This window comes from Pedobacter sp. AC212 (assembly GCF_979258625.1).
The window spans coordinates 3,183,622-3,210,118 of record NZ_OZ409870.1; the positions used below are offsets into that span (position 1 = coordinate 3,183,622).

31 protein-coding genes are annotated in these 26,497 nt (G+C 35.4%); all 31 read right to left on the reverse strand.

The annotated features are described in order from the left end of the window. Positions 1 to 9 precede the first annotated feature (9 nt). The 31 genes from ACZZZC_RS13810 to ACZZZC_RS13960 all read right to left on the reverse strand — a co-directional run bounded on the left by ACZZZC_RS13810 (position 10) and on the right by ACZZZC_RS13960 (position 26,489). Entirely contained in the window at positions 10 to 1,359 is a 1,350-nt protein-coding gene (locus tag ACZZZC_RS13810; protein WP_463482567.1) for a sugar porter family MFS transporter, read from the reverse strand. Position 1,360: 1 nt separating this feature from the next. After that, positions 1,361 to 3,808, reverse strand: coding sequence for a beta-galactosidase (locus ACZZZC_RS13815; protein ID WP_463482568.1), 2,448 nt, complete (start codon positions 3,806 to 3,808; stop codon positions 1,361 to 1,363). Between the two features lie 275 nt (positions 3,809 to 4,083). Next, complete coding sequence (locus ACZZZC_RS13820; RefSeq protein WP_463482569.1) at positions 4,084 to 5,127, reverse strand: NAD(P)-dependent alcohol dehydrogenase; 1,044 nt, start codon at positions 5,125 to 5,127, stop codon at positions 4,084 to 4,086. A gap of 183 nt (positions 5,128 to 5,310) precedes the next feature. Beyond that, a complete protein-coding gene (locus ACZZZC_RS13825) occupies positions 5,311 to 5,958 on the reverse strand; it encodes a hypothetical protein (RefSeq protein ID WP_463482570.1) in 648 nt (215 codons plus the stop codon). After that, positions 5,955 to 6,662, reverse strand: a complete 708-nt coding sequence (locus ACZZZC_RS13830; protein WP_463482571.1) for a hypothetical protein — start codon at positions 6,660 to 6,662, stop codon at positions 5,955 to 5,957. The genes ACZZZC_RS13825 and ACZZZC_RS13830 overlap by 4 nt, the downstream gene beginning before the upstream one ends. Positions 6,663 to 6,689: 27 nt before the next feature. After that, positions 6,690 to 7,514: a hypothetical protein gene (locus ACZZZC_RS13835; protein WP_463482572.1), complete on the reverse strand. Its 825-nt coding sequence runs from the start codon at positions 7,512 to 7,514 to the stop codon at positions 6,690 to 6,692. 12 nt (positions 7,515 to 7,526) lie between these two features. After that, on the reverse strand, positions 7,527 to 7,964 hold the full coding sequence (locus ACZZZC_RS13840; protein WP_463487434.1) for a hypothetical protein: 438 nt from the start codon (positions 7,962 to 7,964) through the stop codon (positions 7,527 to 7,529). Then, positions 7,954 to 8,931, reverse strand: coding sequence for a hypothetical protein (locus ACZZZC_RS13845; RefSeq protein WP_463482574.1), 978 nt, complete (start codon positions 8,929 to 8,931; stop codon positions 7,954 to 7,956). The genes ACZZZC_RS13840 and ACZZZC_RS13845 overlap by 11 nt, the downstream gene beginning before the upstream one ends. A gap of 4 nt (positions 8,932 to 8,935) precedes the next feature. Continuing rightward, positions 8,936 to 9,523 (reverse strand): YcxB family protein, encoded by a 588-nt coding sequence (locus ACZZZC_RS13850; RefSeq protein WP_463482575.1) that lies wholly within the window; start codon positions 9,521 to 9,523, stop codon positions 8,936 to 8,938. Positions 9,524 to 9,641: 118 nt separating this feature from the next. After that, positions 9,642 to 10,283 carry a hypothetical protein gene (locus tag ACZZZC_RS13855; RefSeq protein ID WP_463482576.1) on the reverse strand — a complete coding sequence of 214 codons (642 nt, stop codon included), beginning with the start codon at positions 10,281 to 10,283 and terminating at the stop codon, positions 9,642 to 9,644. 130 nt (positions 10,284 to 10,413) lie between these two features. Continuing rightward, entirely contained in the window at positions 10,414 to 11,355 is a 942-nt protein-coding gene (locus ACZZZC_RS13860; RefSeq protein WP_463487435.1) for an XAC2610-related protein, read from the reverse strand. A 243-nt stretch (positions 11,356 to 11,598) separates the two neighbouring features. Next, complete coding sequence (locus ACZZZC_RS13865) at positions 11,599 to 12,510, reverse strand: hypothetical protein (RefSeq protein ID WP_463482578.1); 912 nt, start codon at positions 12,508 to 12,510, stop codon at positions 11,599 to 11,601. Further along, on the reverse strand, positions 12,500 to 13,570 hold the full coding sequence (locus ACZZZC_RS13870) for a DUF6688 domain-containing protein (protein WP_463487436.1): 1,071 nt from the start codon (positions 13,568 to 13,570) through the stop codon (positions 12,500 to 12,502). Before ACZZZC_RS13870 ends, ACZZZC_RS13865 begins: the two co-directional genes overlap by 11 nt. Before the next feature lies 1 nt (position 13,571). Further along, positions 13,572 to 14,396, reverse strand: a complete 825-nt coding sequence (locus ACZZZC_RS13875; RefSeq protein ID WP_463482580.1) for a hypothetical protein — start codon at positions 14,394 to 14,396, stop codon at positions 13,572 to 13,574. Then, the gene (locus tag ACZZZC_RS13880; RefSeq protein WP_463487437.1) at positions 14,393 to 15,214 is read right to left on the reverse strand and encodes a hypothetical protein; all 822 of its coding nucleotides are present in this window, start codon (positions 15,212 to 15,214) and stop codon (positions 14,393 to 14,395) included. Before ACZZZC_RS13880 ends, ACZZZC_RS13875 begins: the two co-directional genes overlap by 4 nt. A 33-nt stretch (positions 15,215 to 15,247) precedes the next feature. Next, positions 15,248 to 15,772 carry a hypothetical protein gene (locus tag ACZZZC_RS13885; protein WP_463482582.1) on the reverse strand — a complete coding sequence of 175 codons (525 nt, stop codon included), beginning with the start codon at positions 15,770 to 15,772 and terminating at the stop codon, positions 15,248 to 15,250. Between the two features lie 94 nt (positions 15,773 to 15,866). Beyond that, positions 15,867 to 16,850, reverse strand: a complete 984-nt coding sequence (locus ACZZZC_RS13890; protein ID WP_463482583.1) for a toxin-antitoxin system YwqK family antitoxin — start codon at positions 16,848 to 16,850, stop codon at positions 15,867 to 15,869. Positions 16,851 to 16,951: 101 nt separating this feature from the next. Next, a complete protein-coding gene (locus ACZZZC_RS13895; protein ID WP_463482584.1) occupies positions 16,952 to 17,329 on the reverse strand; it encodes a hypothetical protein in 378 nt (125 codons plus the stop codon). Positions 17,330 to 17,331: 2 nt separating this feature from the next. Continuing rightward, a complete protein-coding gene (locus ACZZZC_RS13900; RefSeq protein WP_463482585.1) occupies positions 17,332 to 18,234 on the reverse strand; it encodes a hypothetical protein in 903 nt (300 codons plus the stop codon). Positions 18,235 to 18,257: 23 nt separating this feature from the next. After that, positions 18,258 to 18,638, reverse strand: a complete 381-nt coding sequence (locus tag ACZZZC_RS13905) for a hypothetical protein (RefSeq protein WP_463487438.1) — start codon at positions 18,636 to 18,638, stop codon at positions 18,258 to 18,260. A 14-nt stretch (positions 18,639 to 18,652) separates the two neighbouring features. Further along, positions 18,653 to 19,387: a DUF6882 domain-containing protein gene (locus ACZZZC_RS13910; protein WP_463482587.1), complete on the reverse strand. Its 735-nt coding sequence runs from the start codon at positions 19,385 to 19,387 to the stop codon at positions 18,653 to 18,655. Between the two features lie 272 nt (positions 19,388 to 19,659). Beyond that, a complete protein-coding gene (locus ACZZZC_RS13915) occupies positions 19,660 to 20,151 on the reverse strand; it encodes a hypothetical protein (RefSeq protein ID WP_463482588.1) in 492 nt (163 codons plus the stop codon). 243 nt (positions 20,152 to 20,394) lie between these two features. Further along, a complete protein-coding gene (locus ACZZZC_RS13920) occupies positions 20,395 to 21,216 on the reverse strand; it encodes a toxin-antitoxin system YwqK family antitoxin (RefSeq protein ID WP_463482589.1) in 822 nt (273 codons plus the stop codon). A 17-nt stretch (positions 21,217 to 21,233) separates the two neighbouring features. Then, a complete protein-coding gene (locus ACZZZC_RS13925; RefSeq protein ID WP_463482590.1) occupies positions 21,234 to 21,596 on the reverse strand; it encodes a hypothetical protein in 363 nt (120 codons plus the stop codon). 146 nt (positions 21,597 to 21,742) lie between these two features. Next, positions 21,743 to 22,411 carry a hypothetical protein gene (locus ACZZZC_RS13930; RefSeq protein WP_463482591.1) on the reverse strand — a complete coding sequence of 223 codons (669 nt, stop codon included), beginning with the start codon at positions 22,409 to 22,411 and terminating at the stop codon, positions 21,743 to 21,745. Beyond that, positions 22,408 to 22,875, reverse strand: coding sequence for an XAC2610-related protein (locus ACZZZC_RS13935; RefSeq protein ID WP_463487439.1), 468 nt, complete (start codon positions 22,873 to 22,875; stop codon positions 22,408 to 22,410). Before ACZZZC_RS13935 ends, ACZZZC_RS13930 begins: the two co-directional genes overlap by 4 nt. After that, complete coding sequence (locus ACZZZC_RS13940; RefSeq protein ID WP_463487440.1) at positions 22,821 to 23,117, reverse strand: hypothetical protein; 297 nt, start codon at positions 23,115 to 23,117, stop codon at positions 22,821 to 22,823. Before ACZZZC_RS13940 ends, ACZZZC_RS13935 begins: the two co-directional genes overlap by 55 nt. A 10-nt stretch (positions 23,118 to 23,127) precedes the next feature. Further along, the gene (locus ACZZZC_RS13945; protein WP_463482593.1) at positions 23,128 to 23,640 is read right to left on the reverse strand and encodes a L,D-transpeptidase family protein; all 513 of its coding nucleotides are present in this window, start codon (positions 23,638 to 23,640) and stop codon (positions 23,128 to 23,130) included. Between the two features lie 3 nt (positions 23,641 to 23,643). After that, entirely contained in the window at positions 23,644 to 25,431 is a 1,788-nt protein-coding gene (locus ACZZZC_RS13950; protein ID WP_463487441.1) for a hypothetical protein, read from the reverse strand. Positions 25,432 to 25,435: 4 nt separating this feature from the next. After that, complete coding sequence (locus ACZZZC_RS13955) at positions 25,436 to 26,182, reverse strand: DUF2931 family protein (protein WP_463482595.1); 747 nt, start codon at positions 26,180 to 26,182, stop codon at positions 25,436 to 25,438. A 4-nt stretch (positions 26,183 to 26,186) separates the two neighbouring features. Then, positions 26,187 to 26,489, reverse strand: a complete 303-nt coding sequence (locus ACZZZC_RS13960; protein WP_463482596.1) for a hypothetical protein — start codon at positions 26,487 to 26,489, stop codon at positions 26,187 to 26,189. Positions 26,490 to 26,497: the final 8 nt, after the last annotated feature.

The window sequence follows — 26,497 nt, forward strand, 5'->3', positions numbered from 1 at the left end:
ATGTTAATTTTAATGTCCTACAAAAGTGCTTTCCAATTCCTCTAACGTTTTTCCTTTAGTTTCCCTTACCTTTTTCAACACGAATAAAAACCCAAGAAAGCATATCACCGCATACAGGTAAAAGGGCCCATAAGTACCGAGTTTTTCGGCTAAAATTGGAAAGGTGAAAACTAGAATAAAATAAGCTCCCCAAAGCGATACAATTGCTACAGAAGAAGCGAGCCCTCTAATATGATTGGGGAATATTTCAGAAATCAATACCCAGGTAACCGGCGCCAAAGAGCTGGCGTACATACTAATCGCAATGAGGACGAAAACAGAAACTAAACCCGCAGCGGCACCACTTTGTAGCAAATATGCCAGTATAATATAGGTAATCGATAAACCAATTGAACCGAAAAGCATTAAAGGTTTCCGCCCGAGTTTGTCTACCTGCCACATGGCAAAGAACGTAAATACAAGATTTACAATGCCGATTGCAACGGTTTCAAAAAGCTGCCTATCTAAGCTGGCCCCAACAGATTCAAAGATGGTTGAAGTATAATTGAAGACGACATTGATTCCACATAATTGCTGAAATACTGCAAGGGTAATCCCCACCAAAACTGCAGGGCGTACCGCTTTTGCAAAAACAGCTGCATAACTTTGTTTCCCTGTATTTTCAGCATTGGAACGCTGAATATCATTCATTGTTGATTCTACGTATTGGGGGGTCCCAATTTTGTTCAGGATGGCTTTTGCTTTTTCAGCTTGCCCGGAAACAATTAACCATCTAGGGCTTTCTGGCAGCCAAATCACGCCTAACAAAAATAAAACTGATGGCACAACGCCCAAGCCAAACATCCATCGCCAGGCATCAGGTCCAATATCTGCGAGTTTGTAGTTAACCAAATTGGTAATCAATATTCCAATAACAATAGTGAGTTGATTGATGGCCACATTTCTTCCTCTTACTTTTGCAGGAGATACTTCGGCAATATACATCGGGCTCAACATCGACGCCATACCTACACCTATACCTGCCGCAAACCTCATGGCTACAAATACGCTTAAGGTTGTGGAAAAAGCCATGCCAACAGATGAAACAGCAAACACGATTGCAGCGATTGCAAGGCCTGGTTTTCGCCCATATCCATCTGCAATTTTTCCAGCAGCGAGGCAGCCGACAATACAACCTAAAGCCAATGAGCCCGTAAGAAAACCCTCCCACCAGGCATTAAGCAGAAATTCAGTTCTTAAAAAAGGTAACGCCCCTGAAATCACCGCGAAATCAAAACCAAATAAATATCCGCCAAGCGCTGAGATAAAAGAAATTCCTATGATATAACCATTGTGAAATCCAGTATTTGTCTGTGTCATTCTATTTTATTTTGATGGTAAAAGTGTATTCTGGAACAAAGGTTAAGTGTTTAATATCGACTAATTTAGAGTCCTTTTCAAACTTAGGTAGAGCCTGTGGTAACAGATCTACCAAGTATGGGGCTGTTTTGTAAATAGGCCTGAAATAAAACTGAAGTTCATTTGATTTCGACTGCCCGATAAACTGCTTCAAACCAATATTCCATGGAAGCCCTTTAAAGAAATCATCTGCAACAAGCGTATTATCAAGATAAGCTAAGCCAACATCACCCAAGTAATCAATATTTAGAAAAATATCATTCAATCCCTTTTCTAAAACCGGCAGCTTAACCTGAACCTTATCTTCTGCTGTTAAATTTTTATCCAATACAGGACTAACCTCAGGAACTGAAACCGTGTAGTCATCAGTAGGAAAATTATCCTTCTGGACCTTCATCTCAGAAGTATTTTCAAAAACTAAACTTCCCTTGGGATAGACTGATAAACTAAAATTCGCTTTTCCTAAAGAGAGTAACTGCAATTGATCTTTATCTTTTAAAATAATGGCCTCAGAAAAGCAAATGGCTTTTTGATCATCAGCTGATATTATATAGGATTGCAGCGCTTTTGCTTTTGAAATGATTAAGACCTTGGTCTTTTTCCCCGCCAGCTCTATGCTGACCTCTGCGAAAGACTTTAGATCTGGTAGAATTTTGATTGTGTTCCCAGCTTGCGAAACCTTACAATTGCTGAGGTTAACTATCTTAAGCCCTGCTGATTTTGTAAACACCAACTCTGCAGGTTGTTGCCCATTAGCGAAAAAAACGTAATAAGGATTTACACCATTAAACTTGGTGAGCAGCTGGGCAGTTGCATACTTAAGGTTTGCCCCGTTAATATTGAGGTTAAAGGGATATATAGCATTCTCTCCACTTTTTATATTGACTGGAATAGAAATCTTTCCGGTTTTGGTATTGAGGTTTACTACTAATCCAGATTTATCGGTCGGTTTTGCATCATCCTGAAAGTTATTGATAAAAAGAAAACCACTGTTTCCATCAGACCTTACCGAATAGCGTAACGTTTCTAAGTTTTCTGGTTTAATTTTCTCATTATCTGGCGGTAATGTGACCGCCATCGGAGCCAGAAGATAGCCAAATTCTTTCAAGAAGAAATGGATCAGTTTTAAGCGGTGAAACGCCGCCCTAATCTGCCCATACTCACCAATAGGAGCCTGAAAATCGTATGAAATCTTCGGGTAACCATAAGTTTCATCACTAAAATAAAATTCACCTCTTGGTGTAGACCCACCATGATACATGTAATAACCCAGGCCATTGGCCGCACTTCCTAAACACCTATTAATTAAGGCATCCATACTTTCTGCAGCAACGGTGGGTCTTCTACTGTAGGTGCTCATAATTCCTGAACCAAGCTCTGCTGCAAATGCCGGGTAAGCTTGCGGATTATAACTTATCGGAGCGTAATCGGGAACTTTGGTCATATCCTTATACAAGAAAAAAGGTGAAATATCGGCCTTCTCTGTCCATGTTGGATAAGCATAAGCAGCAGTAACGGGCAGGCTTTCATTTTCAACGATTGCAGCATTTCCCCAACCGGTAGCGGTATACAATGGGGTTATTATCCCGTTTTTAATGGCAAGACTTTTAAGCATTTTCATATGATCCTGACCAAGTGCGGTATATGGATTTTTAATATCGGAAACCGCTACACCCTGATGGGTAACAGCACGATCTCTTGCTGAAGCCGTGAAATCGTAAGGCTCTCCAGGATAAGATATTCCCCATGGCGCAGCAGAGTGCTGGTATTCGTTTTCTAACTGCGTGGCTACAACGGGGCCGCCATCTTTAAAAAACAGCCCTTTCATTTGTTTACCAATTTCATTATACAGCTTATCTACATGGGCCAAATATCCAGCATCATTGGATCTAATTGAAAATGGCTTTGACAGTAACCAGTCTGGCAAACCACCGTTTCTAATTTCTCCATGGCAGAATGGCCCGATCCTGATGATCACCTGAACATCGTTCGCTTTGCATAATTGAAGAAACTTTCTGAGATTTCTGTTACCAGTCCAATTGAAGCTACCTTCTTTTTCTTCATGCATGTTCCAGAAAACATAGGTAGCAATCATAGAGATGCCACCTGCCTTCATTTTCTTAATAGATTCGTCCCAATAATTTTCAGCGTATCTGCTAAAATGAAACTCCCCAGTAATTGGAATTATAGCCTGATTATTATAGGATATGAAGTAGTTGTTTACCTCGATTTTATTTCCTTGTGGATCAACACCTCCCAGATTAAGTTGACCATTAACAATCTCTTCTGCGGCATTGGAAATATCAATATTATAATTTTTTTGCTGTGCTGAAGCAAAGTTCAGGAAAAGGGCTGACAGCAAAAACGCCAAAGCTTTCGGATAGTATATTTTTTTAATGCTCAGAAACATGTTTATAAATGGTATAAGCCAAAAATAATTGTACCGAACATTAATTCACATGGACGAGTCGCTACATAAAGATGGACAATCTTATCATCATAAATTTTAAAAAAAATATAAATTGAACCAAGAGGCAGATCGCTTTATCAGCTGAAGCGAAGCTTTTTGTGAGAGAAATATCTAATAATGGTAAACTAAAGCTAAACGAGAATGAATGTCGATTTATAACACAAAAAGCCCAGTAAATTAACGTCTACTGGGCTTCGGGCTTAAATTTCTGTTTTTTATAGCGTTGCCATATCAATTACAAATCTATAACGAACGTCTCCTTTTTCCATACGTTCATAAGCAGTCTGAATGTCTTTCATATCGATCATTTCAATATCAGAAACGATGTTATTTTCCGCACAGAAATCTAACATCTCCTGAGTTTCGGCAATGCCTCCAATCCCGGAACCTGCCAAACTTTTTCTTCCGCCTAATAAACTAAAAGCAGCAATTTCTGCTGGTTTTGGTGGAACACCTACGCAAATGTGCACACCGTTAGTTCTAAGTAGCGATAAATACATATTGAAATCATGTTCCGCTGAAACGGTATCCAAAATGAAATCGAAAGTTCCAGTAGCCGCTTTAACCTGTTCAGCATCTGTAGTCACTACAAAATGATGAGCACCGAGTTTTTTCGCGTCTTCTTCTTTTTTAGGCGATGTACTTAAAACCGTTACCTCAGCACCAAAGGCTACGCCGAATTTAACGGCCATATGCCCCAAACCACCTAGCCCAAGAACGGCAAGTTTATGTCCTTTACCTACTTTCCAATGGCGTAATGGAGAGTATGTAGTGATCCCAGCACATAACAGTGGAGCAACAGCTGCAAGATCCAATTTATCAGAGACATGCAATACAAATTCTTCTCTTACCACGATTGAATCAGAGTAACCGCCATAAGTGGGAGTTTTCCCGTCTCTTTCCAAGCCATTGTAAGTTTGGGTATTTCCTTCCAGACAATATTGTTCCAGATCTTGCTTACAATTTTCGCAAACCTGACAAGAATCAACCATACAGCCTGTTCCAGCTAAATCACCTACTTTAAATTTCTTTACGTGGTCTCCAACTTTTATTACTCTACCTACTATTTCGTGACCAGGAACCATCGGAAAAATTCCAGGAAACCAATCATTTTTAATTTGGTGTAAATCTGAATGGCAAACGCCACAGAATAAAATTTCAAATTGAACATCATGTGGTCCAACTTCCCGGCGTTCGAAATTCCAGGGTGCTAAATCTGTACCTGGGTTTTGTGCCGCGTATCCTTTTGTTGCAATCATTTTTTAAATTTTAGGTAATTATACTTCAACAAAAGTAATAGCAAATTGTTAGTCGTCTTGCATCAATCAAAGTATTACTTACAAAATTCAAACAATCAGTGGATTGATCTCAAACTCCTCCAATAAATAGCTATAACCAATACAGCGAAGGTATTGACACATCATTCTCCGCCTGCAAGTCTATTATCCTGCAATTAGCTGTTTTTTAACTTGAAGATGGTGACCATCCCATAAAAAAATCCATGTCCACTGGTATTCTTCACAAACCTCTTCCTCATCCGGATGCTGTTGTCTATAAACATCATCAGAATTTGTTCCATAAGAAATGATGACTTCTTTATTTATTACCTTAATGGAATAGATATAATAGCAGCCATCATCTTTGATATGATGGGTATTACTGATGTTATCTTTATACTCCAATTCTTTCAAATTCAAATGCTTAAAAAGATTTGAGAACTCAGTTAAATCCCAATAATCGTATAATCTGGAGAAGTGGTGGATTAACATTTCTTCGGTTAACTGATTATTATTGGCTGACCGTTGTAGATCAAAATCTGGGTTTACCTCAGAAATAATTAAAGCAGTATCTCTTACGGGGAATAGAAAAAAGTTCCCTAATTCTTCTGGATTTTTATTTTCTAGCGCAGATTGTAGCTTCGTCAACTCTTCAATCAATTTATGTTGATTGAGCATCTTTCCTTCAGCTTTTTTAGAAGGTAAAACATTTGCGGTATCTTCAACTGTAACTGTCTGGTTCTCTGTTTTTTTACTTTCAGTGCATGCAATAAAAGAACAGCTTAATACTATTACTATAATTAAATTCTTCATTCTATTTTGCTTTTAAAATAGTGAAATGATTTTGTTCTGCCGTTTGCTTTGTCAATTTTAAAAGCTTTAACAATAAAGGTTTGATCATCGATCCATTTTATTTTTTCTACTGCCCAATTTTTAGTTTCGAAGCTCGAGTATTCTCTCAAAAATTTTTGTGGCTGTTGTCTATCTCCCACTTTTAACAGACCAATAAAGCAACTATTAGGGTCGTAAATCCAGTTATAAAAGTAAAGAAAATACTTGCCATTAGGAGATGCAATGGGCGTTTCTACTGCGCCATCACCTATTGAAATTATTTGGTATTGGTAAGCTGTGATACTATCAATTAGTACCATGGTGCCAAATCCTAAATTTTCTGAAGTTGAATTATCGCTAAGTGCATATATTTTCAGCTTTGAATAGTATCCTAAATACTCATAGCCGCAAAAACCTCCTGCTAACCCATAATCTTTGTACTTTTTTAACTGGAAAAGTTTTTCTTTCGTTAGAATAAGATGATGTGTTTTTGATGGTTTAAGTAAGGGTTTCGAAAATTGTTTAGCTGGTTTAATTTGATCGAATTCGGCCTGATTGCTTTGCTCGAATTTTATTTTTGGAAGCTGATCATAAGTGGCTATAAACCCTACTGAGATAACCTTTTTCTGCTGCCCCAAAGTGGTTATTCCATAGCATAAAAACAAAATTAAAGTGAATCCTTTCATAGGGTTAATTGAGCTTTTAACTCTTAATTAATATCCGGTAACCAATAAATTTTTAGATGCTTTTAAACTGCACTTCTGAAATTTGGTATAAGCCATAGCGCCTTTGGTGCGGATTTGATCGGCAGTTCCACCAGCAATATAACTGCTCAAAGCATCGTGTAAAGTATAAGCTTCGGGCGCCATTAATCCGGTTGTCCACAGTAGTGGATTTGCTTTTGCCTGGCTTAAATGGGGTGCAAAATATTTTTTGCTGATGCAGGCCAAAATAATGGCATCTCGTTGTTTGCCATCAGCGTTGCTAAAATTTTCATCCAGCTGAAAATCCATTAAACCATCATGGCCTATGTAAGCCACCATTTTTGCATTACCGTTTATCCCAATGGTTGTTTTATTTATGTTGATAGTATCTTTCAACTGCCCCGCGGCACTATAAAGAAAATCTGTAGTTGTTTTTTTAATGTATTGCCCGTCATACGCATCTGCAACGAGGTAGTAATTTTTGCTAACGTGTTTAAAAACCAAACGCTCCATTCGTATTTTATCCAACTTTTGCGTTTTCAGCAACTTCCACTCTTTACTCTTTTTGAAATAGCTCCTGATTCCATTTGCACATCCCCAATACAAATTATTATCGGGATCTTGGCCATTGCCAATGGCTTTTGGTACAGGAACAATACCTTGATATTTGTTATCGCAAAGCGCTACAAAAACATGAATAGTTTTGGTAGCTGTATCGAACTTGGATACATTAACATCGCGTTTGTTATTCGCTTTAATAGGTTTGGGCTCACTTTGGCAGCTTGAAGCCAAAAGACCAAAAACTATGCACAGCATTAAATATTTCTTCATCATTTTATTGCTTATTTATTCTTGTATAGCTTCATTATTACCTATCTCCAGCATTCCCGTGATGGCCGCAAAAACTATTGCCAATGGCAAAAGAGCCGACAAAGCGAAATTGAAAAAGTAACTAATATAATCATGGAAATTGTATTGTTGAAAAGCCTCGATCAATGGATCGTCTCCAGTGTTGACAGCAATCCGAATCACCAGCGAGATCACTAAAAATGGCACCAAGAACCTAAAGATGAAATGTGGCGCCAATAAACCTGCATGATCGAAAAATTTAATGATATAACAATAAACAACTACACCAACTAATATAGCTGGGCTAATGCTAAAAAAAAACAGGCCACCATAACCGCTATTTAACTCAGGATTTATGAATACATAAATCAGAAAACCAATGGTGGTTGTTAATGCAATTAAAAAGGCTTTAATAAATGACAGCTTAATTTTCATTGCTATTTTTGGGTTTAATGATATAATAAACATCATCTTCATAGAGGAGTGCGTATGGCAGATTTTTAGGTTTATAGTAGCCAAAATTGTATGTAGGATACTTCCCTTGATCGTTTTTTGGCTTTTCATTCTGGAATAACTTCGCCTTAATTTTAATTGTATCTGTTTTATAAAATAAATTGATGTAAGCGAACCCATACCAGTTGTTTTTTTTCACCCGGTTTATTTTTTGATAATCAGCAACATAGACGATTGAATTGGGTTTATCAAAGGCTTTACTATCAGGAACCAGATTTGGTAGCTGAGCATCAGGGAGGTCATCAAGATTTACATATAATTTCTTACCATAAAGTGCAACCCATTTTCCGTTAATTAAAAATATGGCCTTATCTATTTCACGGTTTCTATTTGGATCATCGTACTTCCATAAGCGATCGAATTTGAAATAGAACACGTCTGTAGCTTTTTGATTTAGTCTGGAAAATTCCTCTTCAACTTTATCTTTCGGCCAGTCAACACTGGCATTAAGCTCAATGTATTTTTTAGTGGTGGTATCGCCATCTAATATCCAGCTTGAATATGCTGTGTTTTGCAATATATAATCGCCACGGAGAATAGTACTATAATCGTTGTTGAATGTAATGCTATCGGCCACATTTCCTAAGCTATCTATTTTATAAAATGATTGTTTCCTCTTATCTTCATGATGTTTAATAAGAATGATATTCTTTCTTGAAGCGAAATAATAAGGCTTCGAAAGATTATCTCTGTAGGAATTTTTGAAAAGACGAGTCACACTGTATCTTTCCGTCTTTACCCCTTCTGGCAGCAATTTATATTGGCTGTCTTTCAACTTGAAATCAGGTTGTTGGATGAAATTGCGAAAAAAATATCCATAGACAATACTTAAGATAAAGCCGGCAATTGCCAGTATGATTACTAGAATATTTTTCCTATAAATAGTCATTACATTAGTTCTTTATCCAAATTTCTGCCCCATTAAACTTCTTTGTTTTAATATGTTTTTGTTCCATTAAAAACGATCTAAATTCTTCCAACTCAGCAATACTTAAAAACGATGACTTGGGCAAAATTGAATGCTTTCTGCCCTGAAACAGCATAATAAACTCTTCATTTTCAGCTTTCTTGGTAAATGCTCCCCAATACACAAAGCCATCTCGATTGCTACTACTTTCTTTCTCAACAAGCTGCTGTTTAAAAGCCAATCCTTCTGTAAATAAATTAATGGTAAAATTACCTCTGTAAAATGGGCTTTGTTTAAAAGCATAAATTGGCAGGTAATAATAATTTAGCGCAACAGCGAGCAGCACAGACAACCAAATTAAACATGTTGCTAGCATAATGTTCTTTAAAGCTTTTATAAGCAGGATATTCGATGTAGATGGCTCAGATATAAACCAGCATGAAATGCCTACCCCAAAAATAAAACAGCTTAGAAATAATAAAAAGAACTTCGCCCGTGGCGTTGGGAAAACGTTAAAGCGGTAAGCTCGTTTAAGCTGGTCTTGAGTGTAAGCGTAATTTAAAGTGATTTGCATTTTTTTGGTAGGTTAATTTATAAAGTAGGTCGTCATTGCGAGGTTACGAAGCAATCTATCCCGCAAAATAGATTGCTTCGTCATGCTTCCTCGCAATGACGCTACGGTGAAAAAGTATCTACTCCACTTCCTGCCATTTCATGGATAATTTGGCCAAATACAGGGCAAACTGCTGTTTCTGTTCTGACGTTTCTAGCTTTTGGATTAAACCTGCTGATCTACTACTCCAATCCATATAAGCTTGTTCCTTTGCATCAATTTCGGCTTTGTTTTTATTTTTAAAGGCAGTTGAATACTCTTTTAAAAGTGTCTCGAAAGCAGCGAAGTGCTGATCAACCTCTGGATTACCGAAATCCGGTTTTTCCATGGCATTGATTTTATCAATTCCCTTTTGTCGGTTTTCTTCGGAAGTTTTCACTAACTCCTCTGTGCTCGTTTTTTTCTTTCCCGCAAAAATTAAAATAGAAAAAAACAGTGCAAGCGAGGCCAACGAAACCAAGGCGTATAGGCCAGTTTTTCCTCCATGGCCCATCCATTTCCTAAGGCCGAAAAACAATAGTGCAAGCCCGAGCAAAACCATTGTTACCGCCAGACCAGTATTTCCTAAATAAATAAATACAGGATATAAAATGCGGGGAATGTTGTAGTTAGATTGAGGTTGAAAATACAATGTGCCTTGACTAAATATTCCAGCGCCAATAAATCCGATCGCAGCAGACTTTATTCGCTCGGCATTTTGAATTGCCTTATTATTTTCCATATTCGAGAGTTTTTTTATTGAAGATAACCTCCTTTTCTATTCTCTTTATAGATAATAATTATTCGCTCTAGCCTTGTACAAATGTGTTGCTCTTGCTTTATTATTCGCAAAAAGCACTGCATAACATTTTTTATTTTTTCTTTTCGGTTTTAACCAATACAGATTTTCCGTTTTCGATTTTATAATAAGTGAAATGCGTGTAGCTGTCGTTTTCGTAAACCCTTTCTTCTTTCACCAGAAACAGTTTTCCATTTTGCCAGCGGTAATATTGGGTTCCTTCGTTTCCGCTTCCATCTGCATCTATGGTTTGGGCTTCTTTTTTAACGGCATCAAAAAATATCACACCTAAATCATTCAACTGTTTGCTTTGGATAAATCCACGTTTTTCGGGTTGATAGATAAAATACAGGAAAGAGTAATCGCCTTTGGCTACGCCTGGGTAATAGATGGGGATTTTAATATCGAGGTAACCATCAAAATTCAGATCCTCGAGCAAAACTTCGGCTTCTTTCATAAAAACATCATGAAAATCTGTAAAAATGCAGCGCTGGCTTTTGTTTACGAAGACCTTGAGCAAAACCAGATTGAAATAATATTGCGCATCGGCTGGAAGGTTATCTATCTTCGCTCGGTTTCGGGAGTACTGAAAAACGTAATTGGAAGGATTAAATGCCTTTAAATTTTCTCTAGCTGTCAGTTTTACGGTTAGATATGCTGCGTCTTTACCAGGTTTTTGCCAACTGCCGCTCAAATAAATCTGGTCTATATAATTAAGTCTGAATTTCCCTGTGATTTCATATTTCCGCTTTGCGATATTGTAGGTGCTTTCTTGCAAGTTGAGTTCGCCATCTATTAATTTGCCCTCGAGAATTATTTTCTCGGTATTGCCATTCTTTTTGTAGTAGTATTCGCCAGCTATACTATCGTTCTTTTGGTTCATTTCCAATTTCATTTCTATCGGATATTTATCGATCAATCCAGTGAAATTTATAATTGAAGTAACTTTGGCATCTTGCGCTTTTAATTCAAAAAAAGACAGTGCTGATAATAGTATGATAAGTATTTTTTTCATTGTTTGTTTTCTAGTTTATGTTGTTTAATCCTCCCACTTTCTCCTCAATGTCATTAAGTTAAAAAAGCTTCGTCATTGCGAGGGTCGATTTTTCATCGCCCGAAGCAATCTCCTTTTCGAAAGTAGAAAGCTAAACAGCAATGAGATTGCTTCGTTCCTCGCAATGACGACCGCTTTAAAAACCTTGGCTTAATTAAGCGGGACACATGACCCATATCTTTCTATTAGAGAATGTCAATCGTTTTAAAAATCGAACCATTCTAAAATATACGCTTCATTTTTTTCCTCTGCTCCTTTATAAATCCCAATGGGTTTGCCGTAAAACAGTTGCATCGTCTTGGCATCAAATTTTGCTCGACAATTATCTATAGTTAACCTGCAATAAACTTTTACCGGCACCAGAAACTGGCCCTCGTTGTTGGCATTATAACCTCCATAAACTCTCTCGTTTTTATCAGCTGTTGTAAAATAATATTCGCAACGATTATATTCGATAGTCCTACTTTTAATACTGTTCTCGAATTTCTCTTTACCGTTTGCACGGTAATATTCAGCGGGATTATAATCTGCTAACTTCGAGGGCAAGGCCGTTAATTCGGCAAGAGTTAAAGGGATATGCACAATAAAATACAGGAAGTATTTATTCGTCTCGTGTTCAATAAAGTAACGTTTTCTTTCATACCATCTCCCTTCATTAGATTTTTCAAGTTCTTTTCGCTTGGCTACATACGTTTCTTCGTCTTTAATTATTTCCTTTTGATAGTTGAGCTTTTTAAAAATTTTGGGGTCAAGATTTTTCGGGTCGATATTTAATACATATTGCGCATTGGTGTAAACAGACCTGCCTTCCTTGTAATAACTGATGTAGGCGTTCCAACGTGGAATACTGCTCATCCAACTCACATCTAAAACTAATGGCACTAAGTCGGAAGATTTAATGGCGTATTGCTGATCACCAATTTTTGCTATTAAAAAATCTGTTTCTACATTAAAATCGGGCATAAAATCGCCAACTGGTTTACGCTGTTTAATTAAACCTAAAGGTTCTACAGGAACTGTGCTCGTTTTCTCTTCCATTTTTGTAGGTTTTACTTCTTGCCCGATGCAACTGAACGAGACAAACAACATGAAAATGGCAGTTATCTTAAATTTCATATTGTTTGTTTATTTTTTCTTCGGGTTTGGCACTAAACAAGTACAACACCATTAAAAAGAAATATTCTAAAGGTTTCATTAAGATATAAACTGCGTTTGAAGCCTTGGCTGTAGTAATTTTTTTTGATAGCGGATAGCCATATTTATCGTAAAAACCTCTAATCACTTTGTGTAAACGAGGTGCGTTTTCTTGTATCAATTCTTCAAAAGCATTGGCAATTAACAACTGTCTGTTCACAATAATTTCGTGCCCATGTCTTTTGCCAAGCCGTAAAGGTTTTACAATTGCAGGTGTTCCGCAAACAGCAACTGTACAGAGGTAATGCCCTTTATGGTCTAAAAATGGAGGATGTGTTTTTTGCGAGAATGTCCAGGTAGTGGTTTCTGTAAACACTTTAGTTATAGAATTGACATGTTGCCCGAAGAGTATTAAAATAGCTGTTACTATGGCGAAAACTGGCAAAATCATCAAAAAAATCCATAAAGGAAGTACTTTGGCTTGGGCTAGTTTTTGGTTTAGCTGGTTTAGATATTTGTTGCGATAAATTTTAGTGGGCGAAAATTTAATTTCGTTGCTTACAATTTTGTTTAAAATGATAATGCTTGTAACAATGTAAAAGAATGGTAGTGGTACAAAGAAAAACTCTCCTTTATTGTGTATTGTATTACTACCCGTTTGAATAAGAACAGACAAGCTTATAGGCAGACCAATAATCACAAAAACTACACAGATTGAAAATAGCAAAGGCGGCAAATTATTGCGCTTATACCAAAGTTTAATTAGGCTGAAAATGGCAAGTGTAAAAAACACCAAGAGTGTTGGCAAGTGCTTGAAAGCGAGTGGCGTATAGCCACCATCTACCACATCTATTGAGGTATAATAATCATCGCCATTAAAAAGCCAGATCATACCAAATAAACTAATAGACAGGATAAAAAGACCTATAAAAATAAACTCCCCAACCACAATTGCAGGTTTTGCATTTTGCCTTACCTGCTTGTAAAACAGATAGCCAGCAATGGGGCAAATAATAAAAAACAAGATGATGATTACCGTCATTTTAATTCGCTCTTGGTGCTTCTAGTTCTTTCTTATCTGGATCGATACCATCAATATAAAAACCAATTTTATAAATATGTCTAGCAAAATCATTTTCCCATCTAAAAGAAAAATTAATACTTTTCTGCTGTAATTTTTCGATGTATGCTTTCGAATAAGTTAAACTGGCAATCTGTAGCAATTCATTATCTACCTTTCGCAACCTAAACCTGTAAGATCCATATCTACCATAACCACTAATTTGATGGGCCATATCAATTGCTTTCTTATTAAATGCATCCGTGGTTTCTATTGGATCATGGTTATGCGTTACCGGAAACCCATCGACCAATATAATACCATAATTTTTTACTTCCCTGTCATTCAATTTGCTGTCATTAACCTGCATTTCAACGATATAATCAACACCTTTATATTTAACAGTGGAAAGGCTAACCAAACCATTTTTGGAACGAAAATTTTTACCATCATTTGAGTTTAATTCCAATTTTGGGCACATAGAGATCACCTGTTTAATAGGTTTAAAAAGTTCAATTTTGATATTGTTATATGAGATAGAGAATTTATCTCCAAATATTTCGATCCTATCTTTTTGCAGTTTAAAAAGTGATAAGGCCCAACTGTAGCTGACCTCATTAAAAGGTTTGGGTTTGATACTATCCGTATAAATAATTCTTACCGGATCGTATTCATAGGGGTTATCGATGCTATAAACCAAACGAGCAAGTTCATCGGCTTTTTTATATAAGCTGTCTGTTTTAGTTTGGGCCGTAACAATTTTTGCTAAGCCAAATAAAATGAATAAAAGTAAGCCGATTTTTTTCATTTCACCTTGGTTAATTTCATTTGATATAAATCTACATCAGAGATATTGTATTTCCCCGTAAGCTCTTTGAGTTTACCTGCATCGAATAGCATTTTCGTATTGTTCAAAACCTGATAGCTCCCTTTTGAATTTGTGGTATCTGCTGGTCTGTTTGGCCCATCAAAAGTGCTATTATATTCGCAAATCATATTTATTTTAAATGGTGATTTTTCTGCATCAAACCTCACCTCTATCATTCTCCTAATCATTCCCTCTGGAAGATTTTTAGCACCAGTATAGGCGTTGTCTACAAGCCCTTGATACTCGCTGTAAAACGGACTGCACCTATCTGTTTTACACCATTCTCTAAAACCATCTTTAAGCAAATAAACGGTATCAGCCTGTTTGGTAAAGGCTAATTTCCAATCGCTATTTTTTAGCAAGGCTGATATATCAAATGTTTGGTTGGTTCTTCTTAAAAAAATAGTATCAATTTTATATTTCGCACTTTTTGATTGCCCACCGCCTCTTGTACTATACATTGAAACTGCATCTTTTTCAAAACCTTCTTTTTCTACCGGCTCAAAAACCATTAAGGGAGGAGCTTCCATAGCAAATATTTCAGTCAACAAAAATGCATTGTAACGCTCTTCAGCAAGCTTAAACCCTCCATTTTTATCTGTTAAAGCTTCTCCAACCTTGCAATTGGCAATGGGGTTTTTATCGTAATCTACAATTACGCCAGTAATTTCTGGCCGCCTAAGCCTAGAGATGCATGATTGCTGGCTTACAGCTATAAAGCTGAGAAATAAACAAATTAATGCCCTAATTTTTATCATAGTTGAAAATTAAGCGGTAAACGTTAGCACAGTTTAATTTAAAATATCACTATGTATTCTTCCAATCTCATCGTCAGTTGTCATAAAATCGTATTTATCTGAGAACACCCAATATTCATTACTTATTTGTGTATCCCTGTAAAGTGTGAGATGAAAAGTTTTTATTTTCTTATTCACTATTGTCAAACTCATACCTTCTCCATAACCAGAATGATGAGAATTATAGTCTTTCATTTTTAGTATTTCATTTTTCAGTTCTTTCGAAGAGAATTTGCTAAACACATCCTCTTGGTGGTAAATTTTAGTACCTACATCACTTACTATCATTTTAACTTCGTTTCTAATCTTTTCTATCATATTTGTATAGATGTTGTAGGTTAAAAAGCCAAAAAAAATCGCATTGAATATTAATATAATTCCAACTTTTCTGTATTTCAAAAACTTGATTTCGAACTGCGAAATAAAGGCAATTGAAAAACCAATAAGTCCAAAAAAAACTGAAACGGCAAAAATCAATTTTATAGTTAAGTAGAGTTCAGAATATTCATCTATGCTCATTTTTTTAAACGTTTTTCAGTTTCGATGCCAATCAGATTTGTTGATCAATGCTTTTTAACTTTTAAGCAAATTTGCTGTTGTGTATTTACCATTTCTAAAGTTTTTGATTAATTAACTTGCCTTTCCTATCGTAATATTTCCATTCACCAATCTGCTTTCCATTACTAGATTTTCCGATACTTTCCAGTTTTCCGTTATCGTGATATGTTTTCCATTCGCCTGTTCGTTTTCCATTTTCATCATATTGCCCAATTTTTTCTAATTGCTCATTTTCATGGTAAGCTCGCCACTCGCCAGCGCTTTTTCCATTAATATAACTACCAACAGTTTTCAGTTTTCCATTATCATGAAACCATTTCCATTCGCCAGTTTGTTTGCCATTTTCATAGTTCCCAATTATCCATAATTGGTTATTTTCGTGGTATCTTTTTGACAGCCCAATCAGCTGTCCATTGTTATACATTTCTATACTTGCAAGTTTTCCATCCTCATAAAACGATTTCCATTCTTCAACTTCAATACCATTTTTGTAATGTTGAATTTGTTCTAATTGCCCACTTTCATAGTAATATTTCCACTCTCCCGTTTTATTTTGGTTTTCGTAATTTCCGATAGATAAGAGTTGTCCGTTTTCGTGGTATTTTTTCCATTCGCCTATTTTTTTTCCATTTTCATAGCTTCCTATTTCCAACAATTGACCATTTTCGGAATATACTTTCCACTCATTTGTTTCATTTCCATTGGCATACACTCCTGTTTTATATATTTTACCATCAATATAGTAGCTTTCCCATTTTCCTGTTAGTTTTCCGTTATCCCATCTTCCTATTTCACTTAATTTTCCATTTGGGAAATAATCTTTCCATTCGCCTGTTTGCTTATCATTTTCGTATTTTCCAATCGTCGCTAATTTTCCATTTTCATGATACCACTTCCATTCACCAGTTCTTTCGTTATTCGCATCGTATAAGCCTAGCTGTCTTAATTTACCATTGTCGTAATAGCTTTTCTCTTCATTTTGTCCAAAAGCAAAAAATTGCACCAGTAAGAGCATTGTAAGTATCCATATATTCTTCATTTGCGTTTCTTAAATGGCGTTTTTCGAGGTTTTGTTGAGATACTTAATTATTTTAGCTTCGTGTCAATTATTCCTCTATCAGCGTAACCAGTAACATTAAACTAATCTTTCTTATAATTATCGAGGTTTAAACCATTTGTTTTAAAAACCAAGCTTTCGTTATTTACAAATATCTCTGCCATTTCTCCATTGGTACGCATAGATAAATGGTATTCTTTTTTATTAATAGTAAACGAAACTCCTTTTGCACCAACTTTAATGTCTTGATTTGGCTCGTAATTCAATTTTTTTAATGCTGTTTTCAGGTTTTCTAGCTGTATTTTGTTCAGTAAAAACGTTCCGTAATTATTATGAATTTCCGCTTTTTCTATTGCATCAACAGCTAAAAAATCAGTCAGCATTTTATCTTTTGTAAATGTTGGGTTTTGGCTGCATCCATAAAACAAAGCGATAATTAAGATTAATATCAGTTTTTTCATCTTTACTTCTTATCCGTCAATTCCAGTTCATCCAAAGTTGCTTTTGTTTCTTTAAGTGCTTTAATTTCTTCGTTTAGCTTTTTAATTTCAGCATCAAAATAAGCTGCATCGGCTTTTGGTCTTTCAATGGTTCCACCCTTTTTGGTTGTTATTTTAGTGGCATAAGCTTTGATTACCAAATCATATGGAGAAAAATCGGTGATAGGATATTTTGCAGTTTTCCATAAGTTAGAATGTTGAACCGCATTATGTAGCAAGGGTTGGTGATAATCGAAATTTTCATTTGGTTTTAAAACATAATCATCATTCCAAGTACCTCCCTGACCTTCTGAAGCTATTAATTCTCCTGTTTTTTTGGAATAAATATTAATGTAAAACATATACTCTCCAATTAAATTTTCTTTAAAAGTGTTTGTAAAAGTTAAATCCAAAAAAGGCTGTTTGGGATCATCGGAAAAAAACACATCTTCACTAATGGAGATTTTAGTCAATTTAAAAGCATCTATTTTCTTAATTATTTCAATTGCTTTAAGCTTATCTTTTTCTAAACTATCAATTTCGGCTTTTTTGCTGGCTATTTTTTCATCTCGGTCGGCTTTTAAAAAGTCTTCAGCATAGCTGATGATGGCGCTGTAGCTTTTGCCATCAATCATTTCCATGGAAATTTTGTCGAATGATTTTCCTCCATATTTCTTCGGGGAATTCCATTTCTCTTTCATCGCTTTTACAACGATTATCCGCAAAGCTTTCTCCAGGTTTTCTTTTTCTTCTTTGTCTAATTTTTCTTCCATTTTAGCTTTTGATGTTTTAAAAGCTTGCTCATCCTTGCCAGAAATAGTTGGGCCACACGCAGCAAAAAGCATTATGATTAGGGAAAGCATTAAAACTGAATAGGAATTTTTCATTTTGATTTCTTTAGATGATAAGCCTAAGCTTGTTGAATACTTTTTGCATTATTAAATATTGCTTTGGTTAGTTCAGTTGTGTCTTCTGCCGAAAAATGACTGTGTCCAATTCCTACCAGTTGGGCATTAACCCCCTCTGTTGGTTGTAAAAAAGTATCGTAGGCAAAGTCAATTAAACCACTTATATATTTTTCTGCACCCCCTAGTTCTATTAATTTATGTTTTACAAACGCATTTATTTCGGTTGGGTCTAAAAAGCATAATAAATTTCCGACGCCGAAACTATAGCCATAGTAACTTAAAGCAAAAACATTAAACAAGGTTTGGTTATTGATATCCCACCTTTCATCGTTTTTTACTTGATTAAATAATTGTTCGCTTTTTTGTTTAAAAATTTCTATCATTTTGTGCTGGATTTTTATCCGTTCAACTTTGTTAATCTCGATAGCTCATCGAACTCGGCTGTAATCGTTTGTCCGTTTTTTGCAGCAACTAACTTGGCTCCATTCTCAGAAATTTGGTAACCTTTTGCGTTTAAATAATTCGTTAGCGCCAAATTGTGGTTCATCTCAAATTGCGAAATGAGTTGCGGAAAAACTGTCGCAATTCTGTGGTGATTGTGCTGACGAATTTTATCTACTTTTTCACTTTGTATGGTAACCACCATCGCACCTTCACCATAGTCGGCGATATAATAACCACTTGTGTTAAACATGCCCGAAGCTACCGATCCAATTAAGTGTAAATCGGCAATTGTTGCATCAAATTGGTTAATACTTAGCAGATCTATATCGTTTTCGTCACCATATTTTTTTAGTTGGTTTGCTTGTTGCATAATGCTTTCAGGCAATTCTGATTTTGTATTTGCCCAGGCCCAAAGCCAGGTTTGAGATGAATGTGAAAATGTTCCTAAAACCTGGATAGGAAACACCAAGTCTGCACCAAAGCTAATTTCTCCCTTCGTCATGTCAACATTCCAATTATTGCTGCCGATTACATCGCCTAAATCAATTTGCTTATCGAACGCAATACCGCAAAACTGTTCTATAAGTTCTTGTTCGGTTTTACAGATTGGTATACTTGGTGTCGGCAATGTTTCTTTTGGCTGTTCAGCTTTATCGTTTTGTCCGAATATTTTATCAAAAAATCCCATAAGAAAAATGATTATAACCTGCGATATTTTAAAGGTGACTTCGTTTTTCTTTAACCTATCGCAGGCACTATGTTAATAGTAATATTGTTTAATCGGGTCTATTCTAATTTGTTCCCATTCCCAAGCGTACTCACCCGTGTTTGGGGCTTTTTTGGGGTTCAGCGGCTGTAATTCTTTTTAGTGTGAATGGAATTATTACTTTTTCATGCTATATGTACGGTTTGATGAAAAATTAACCTTTGGTATTAAACTGTTCAGTTTCAATTAACCTTTTAATTCGCTTTATCTATTCTGGTTTCGCTTGGACCGCCGTAATAAACAGATTTGTCGTTCATAGTTGTTTTGCTTCTATCAACTTGTAAATCCATAGTAAAAGATACTTCCATTTTATCTGTGTATTTTAAGGGTTTTCCCTCGTTATCGTAAAATACAACCTGATCCATTGTAAATGTACCGGGTGCGTCAAATTCATTTTTCCCTTTTCCATTAGCCATAGGTAGCGATGCAATCATTTTTCCTTTTCCACCTGGCTCATCATAAAAAGCGATATGCGGCAATTGGCTATCGTTAGACAATGTACTTTTTACTGTGATATCGCCGTCAATAAAAGGATAACCGACAATGGCAAATCGTTTCCCATTATTTTCTTCTTTTTGATTTAAGGCATGGTATTCTTCAAACGTTACAACTTTTCCTTTTTCTTTGTTTTGGCTACATGAAATAAGCATAGCTGATGCAAGAGCGATAAATAGCATTTTCTTCATTTTGTTTTTTGTTAACTTTAAAATTTATTGTTATTGTAGTATTTAAATTTGTAAGTCTGAGCCGTTTGATACTAATTTTAGTTGTATTTAGCCAATTCAAGTTTATACTAATACTTGTGGCGTAAACCTCATAAATCTAGCAACCCAAACGCTTTTAAGTTTGGCTAACGACTGCGCAATTTCTAAGGAAGTCGTTTGCGATGATAATTTCTTCAAGATTTTTTGGAACGTTTTATACTTACCTTATTTTTGCGCTTGTTTATAAATTGCTTCTGTTACTTTTTCTCCATTAAGATAGTAATGTGTAAAAAGCACTGATCCATCTGGTTTGTACATGTGTGAAACGCCATGACGTTTTCCGTTCAAAAATTCGACATCCATATTTTTTTTACCCAAAGCATAATTGGTGGATAAACCGTTTTGCAAATCATCTTTATAATTGGTTTCGGTCATGATTTGTCCATCGTTATAAACTCGATAAACACCATTTCGCTTATCATTTTTGTAATTAATTTCTATAGTTAATTTCCCATCTGAACCATAAGTTTTAGAAGTTCCATTCTTCAAATCGTTTTCATAATAAGCTTCGGTTATTACTTGGTCGCCTGAAAAGGTTTGAGATAAACCGTGTTTTTTATCGGCTTTGTACACAGATTTATTTGATAATTTACCACCGCTGTACATTTCGCTGGCACCGTTTTTTTTGCCATCCTTATACTCCTGGCGTAACCAAACTTTGCCTTCGTTATCGTAATTTTCTTTTATCCCGTTACGAACGCCGTTTTTGTAGTAAAGTTTGCATTCCATTCTTCCGCCTTGCGAATACCAAAACGCCTCGCCAGTAATTATTCCTTTTTTGATATTGTAAAGTGCAAATCCGCCTTCATCAAATGGAATTTTGTACTTGCCTTGTAAAAGTTTGTTATTTAAGCTGAGCACCAATTCGCTACTATCGGCATTGTAATCCTTTTGCAAATGTTTCCATTTTATTTCTTCGGGCAGTTGTGCAAAAATTGGTTTAGCCAAACAAAGCAGCAGGAATAAAGGAGTAATCTTCAAAATCATTTTTGGAGCCATTTTAATTAATCTAGTTTGTTTCTTTTTTCATCCCACTTTTTAGTAAGGTCCTCTATAAATCCGTAATACGTTTTGCGTTCATCACGTTTAAGCTTATCTTCTAATTTAAGTGCCTTTATTGTCCAGTCAGAAAACTGTATGCTTAACTCCGGAGAATATGATTTGTCATCATTTTTCACCGCAGTTGAGAGTACATTCCAAAGATTTTTGAAATCATTTAGATGATTATTTACTTCATCATTACTATATTTTGGGATTTCGATACCAGATTTGGAGAAGTAATCAACTCCATCGCTTTTAGGCGAATTTGAACAGGCGGAAACAAGTGATAGGACAATAAATAGGAAGAAAAAATTTAGCGTTCTCATGCTTATATCATTTTATAAACACCAAACTATAAATTTTCATTTTAGCGAAATCGCTCAATTATTATTTGCGAGGAATTGTTTATTATTCGCTTATGCTTTATATATTTTACAACCCTTAGAATGTTTAATTAACAGATTTCGAATGATTAACCTGCCGCAGTAAAGCCTTTAAAAATGATTCGTTTATTGTCGACCAATTCAAACATATAAATGTTGTTGTGTTCTCCCTCACTTACATGCTCTCCGTTTTCATCAACACCGGTGCTCCCAAAACTCATATTTAAATACAGGGCGTTTTGTTCTTCTACGTAAAAATCAGCTAACATTTGATAGGTATAGTCTCCTTTGGTAAATATTGGTGATTCTGAATGCTGCTCATTCAAAAGCTTAGCGGTTTTTATTTTGGTGATGGTCTTCACAAAGTCGGGATCAAAAATCAGGTTAAGGTAACGGTCGAGATCCTCTTCGTAAAAGAAATCGGCTTTGCTTCCATATTTTAACTTTCGCTTTTTCCACTCCCCATCGCTCAATTGAATTAAATACCACAAACTAGAATTTTCGGTAGTTAATACAGGAAATTTAAAATAGGTTTTAAGCTTGGCCTTATCCTTTGTTAAAACAGCAGACCTAAAATTTTTAAAATCATCAACCCAAGTTTTTACCGGGATGTATTTTGAAGTATTGGCTACTTTTATTTGAGTGGTATCGGCAGCTTTTTCCTGCACCACATTTTGGGTATTCGCATCTTTCTTTTTGTCGCCACCATTACATGCAAATAATAGCGACGCTGCAAAAAGCATCAATATTTTCTTCATTTTCGATTTTTATCTAAAATATCTTTGATCTTACCATCCAATACCTCCTCGTCTCCGGCGAAATCATCCTCAAAACCTGCACCAATTTGGTAAACTTTATTGGCTTTAGAAATTTTGTAAACGCTATAGTTATTTGTCCCAGAATAACCATAACCTAGAATTACATTATATTTCTTGTTATATTCTGGATTAACAATATTCTCAAAATTTAGCACGCGATTAACCTTATGATTTTTGCTATCTACTAGATATAAAAAATAATGTGAGTTTGAACCTCTCGCACCTGTTTCTGAGAAGATAACAATATCATTTACATCATCTCCATTGAAATCTTTGTATTCTATAAAATCTTTTTGGGTTTTGATAAGTACATTTTCTCCCCAGATTATTTTATCAGTTTGCCCCCTATCTATACCAAAATATATTCGGGCTGTTTTTCCTTTTCTAGGTATTCTTCCCCACAATTTTGAACTGCAAAAACATAACTGGTATCTGCAAACGGATGGTAATATTCCCAGATACAATTTGGATCGCATTGATAAAAGACCTTACTATCACTCGTATTTCCCACGATAGGATTTTCGATTTTGATTTGCTTTTTCTGTTGTTTCGGAAAAGCCTTCACCTCTTTACCTGAGTGTTTCTTCTCCTTTGGTTGACAAGCAGCTATACTAAACAAAAATATAAGTATAATTAAATTTCTCATTTCACTTATTTTATGGTTTGATCTGAATTCCCGCTCCTAATTTCACGGAGCGATATAACTCATCGACCTCAGAATTCGTTAAGGCAACACATCCATTCGTCCAGTTAAACCACCTTTGAAATTTGTTAATCATACCTAGACCATTTCGTAAACCATGAATCTTGATATCGCCACCTGTAGACTTTCCTATCGACTTTGCATAATTGATATCTTGCACATTAGGATAAGAAATACCTAAATTTTTATTGTAGCCGCTTTTATCATTTTTGGCGTTGATGGTATAATGTCCCTCAGGTGTTTTTTCATCACCTTCAAATTGTTTATGTCCAACCGGATTATCGCCAAAAGAAACTTGGTAGGTTTTAAGCAATTTCCCTTGCTGATAAACGAACATTTTATGTTGAGATTTAGAAACTACCAACGAATCTACCAACACATCTGATGGAAGTTTATTTTCTGGGTATATGTTGTAAACCAAACCAGCAAAAAACACAATGACCAATAGCAATAATATCTTTCTCATTTTCTAGTTTTCCTCTTTTGGCGCTGGTTGCAAAGTTGGTCTGCCCTCTGTTGCCTCAACCAGCTTCTTATCATCCGTTAGACTGTACAAATCAATTTTATAAAGCAACTGATTTTTATAATTGTATTCATATAGCCAAATTCCACTTATAGTTCCCTTGGCGTTAATCATATCATATTTTATCTTTCTATTTTTAGCATCATAGCTGGTTTTATAAGTATACACTAATTGCTTATCTCTATACAAATTTTCAACAATGAGCCTACCTTTTTCATCGTATTTAAATAACATTTTACCACCAACGTTGCCGTTAGTTATTTCAGTACGTTCCACCAATCTGCCAAATTTATCGTAAACAAAGTGTTCCTCATATTTGTAATTATCACTAGAAAAAACGGTTTTCACAACCTGTTTTTTTGTATCATAAGTCTTTGAAGTTTTACCTTGCTTGTTGTCATCAGACAATTCATAAACTTCATCTCCACCAGTGTAACGTGTAACTTTTGTTACGCTATCGACTTTGTTGTAATAAAAAGTTTCGTCCCAACTTAACTCTGGCAAAGGAATGTAGTCGAAATCGAAACCTGTTTCTTTAAACACCTTACCTTTTTCATTATATTGATATTTAATAACCCGGCCAAGGCGATGATTTACTGTGGCTAATTTTTTAAACTTTTCTATTTCAGCTTCACTAAGTTTCGGTGTAATAATGATTGGTTTAGGCTGAAGCGCCAAGCCTACAATGATTTGGTTACCGTACTTATCAATAAATAATTTTTGATCAGTTTTGATGTTTCGGAAGCCCAAAAAACCTTCTTTGGAATAGCAATATACCAACCTGTAATACCCGTTCGGGATAGTTACAGTTTTATTAGTTTCAATAAAATAATAAGATTTGTAACGGTCTAATTCTATAAAATGGCGGTCAGCATCATTTGTTGCTTTGGAAATTTCTGTAATTTCTTTTCCATCACCATTAATTAGAAACAATTTTCGGGCATCTGGGTTAGTATTACCTGTATCTTTAACTGCACCTGTATAAAATTCGGAAGGGTGTGATCGATGAAAATACGCCATATCATAATCGTAATTTTTGGATATTTTTTCGCCCTTATTATTTACTAGATATGCTACATCACCTTTAAGTATTATTTTGGCTTTAGGCTCTCTATCCTCAACCAGACTTTGCTTTGCACGATATCCTTTTAACCACGCTAGCTGGCTGTAAACAATTTCATCTGCTTGACTTGCACCACCCTCATGGTAAGCATAACCATCATTTAATGCATTGCTGATATTATTATAAACTATTGGGGATAGAATTTGTGTATTGGTATTGAACACGCCAAACTTATTCCCCATTTGTACTGTAAGTAAACTGTCTGGTAGCGCCACAAAAACACTGCCTATTCTATCGTATTGAAAATTGAGAATGATTTTCCCGGTATCGTTTATCAACCCAAATACTTCTTTGCCTAAATTATTAAGCTGGCGTATCGCGATATATTTACCATATGATTTAATGAAACCAGAAATTTCTTTTTGAGCCGGAAAAATAATTTCTCCGGTTTTTTTATTCGCAACGCCATAACCGTAATTAATAGAAGCGCTTTCTTTGGTTTGATATTGTATAAAGTTGCTGTCTATTTCATGAATAAAATGGAATTTAGCTAGTTTTTCAATTAGGGCTTTGTTGTTTTCTAAAATATTTAGCTGTGCGTGTATTTTTTGGTTTATAAAAATTAAAAAACAGATCAAGATAAAACTATGTTTAGATAATGTATTTCTCATAGCGTTAATCTATAAATCCGTTTTTCTTTTGGTAATCCCAAAGTTCTTTGTTGTTCTCTAGATATCGAGAAGGCGAATCGATATAGTTTGCATCTTTGTCATAACCATTTTTAAGCAGCGTTTTCACACTATCTGATAGTTTGCTGAAAGCTTCTTCAAAATACGCTTCTTTCGATATTTTTCCATCGAAGTAAAAATCAGCTGCCTTTGGGATTTTTGGTTTTAATTTGACACGCAAAATTTCCTGCTCCAAATTTACTCCCCTTAACCATATAATTACATTGCCTTTATTTGCAACTCCAACCATAAACGACAAACCTTTCCGCCTGCCGGCATAATCAGATAATATTAAAAACTGTTTATTCTGACGAGCTGAATCGAATATTTTTTCTATGCTACGTTTTGGCAGTTGCAGGCTATCACTATAAAAGAGCTTATCCCTGAATGAAAAATAACTTATTTTAATACTGCTTGGCAATCTTTGTGTTTTCGCATGTGTGCTGGCCGTGTAATCAATTTGCCAATTTGTTGAAAAACTAGACAAGTATTCAGAATCTATAGGCTCGAAATCATCATTTGGCGTGATCAAGTACAACTCAGAAATTGCTATCGGAAATGTATTTGGCGCAGTAACAGTTGCCGAATAATCATATCTCTCCCAGCTCTTGTAAGTTAAAAAACGATAAATGATACCTGCAAGCAGTAAGACGCCAAAACCAATATACAACTTGTTGATGTGATTGATCTTCATACTATTAATGGTTAAAGCCCTTACTTAGTTGCCATGAATACCATAACAAGCCAAAAAATATAATAGCAATGATTAGCGCAATGCCAAATAGCCATTTACCAATTCTGTAACCTTTTCCATGATAGCTAAATGCGTAGCCACCTAACAAAAACAAGATACCAATCCCCAAAACGCCTAAGCCCAGCTCTTTTCCTTCTTCGCCTGCGCTGAAAGCAAAAGCCACTAACAAGGAAAAATTTGCTAAAATTAATACAATACTAAGATTACTATTTTTCGTTTTATTTAATTCGAGTTCATCCTGTTCCATCAACATGG